This window comes from Vibrio sp. 970 (genome assembly GCF_033339075.1).
In genome coordinates this window covers 1-723 of record NZ_JAWOTW010000283.1, presented here as the reverse complement: position 1 = coordinate 723, position 723 = coordinate 1, and the positions used below count along the sequence as shown (strand labels likewise).

Annotated in this window: 1 pseudogene; it reads left to right on the top strand. The window is 48.5% G+C overall.

Going from position 1 to position 723, the window contains the following annotated elements:
• Positions 1-723, top strand: a pseudogene (locus R7Q11_RS26190) (excinuclease ABC subunit B); the annotation flags it as partial.

The following is a 723-nucleotide window of genomic DNA, read 5'->3' as shown; positions in this document are numbered from 1 at the left end:
GTTTGTCTGCCACCAAAGCTTTACTCGAACGAAAAGATGCCATCATCGTCGCTTCGGTCTCGGCCATCTATGGTTTGGGTGATCCCGAGTCGTATTTACAGATGATGCTGCACTTACGCCGTGGTGACGTGATCGATCAGCGTGACATGCTTCGTCGCCTAGCGGAACTCCAATACTCGCGTAATGATGTCGCTTTTGAACGCGGTCAGTTCCGTGTTCGCGGCGAAGTGATCGACATATTCCCAGCTGAGTCTGACCAAGATGCTGTCCGTGTTGAAATGTTTGATGATGAAGTGGATTGCATCAGTGTGTTCGACCCATTGACGGGTGTCGTGAAACAAAGAGATTTGCCACGTTACACGATTTACCCGAAAACGCACTACGTGACGCCCCGCGACCGTATTCTCGAAGCGATAGAAAGCATCAAAGTTGAGCTCGAAGTACGCAAGAAACAATTACTAGAGAATAACAAGCTAATAGAAGAGCAGCGCATTAGCCAGCGTACACAGTTTGATATCGAGATGATGAATGAGCTCGGTTTCTGCTCTGGTATCGAAAACTACTCACGTTATCTCAGTGGTCGTTCTGAGGGCGAGCCGCCTCCAACCTTGTTCGATTACTTGCCTCATGATGGTTTGCTTATCATCGATGAGTCCCACGTGACTGTACCGCAGATTGGTGCGATGTATAAAGGTGACCGTTCACGTAAAGAAACTCTGGTTG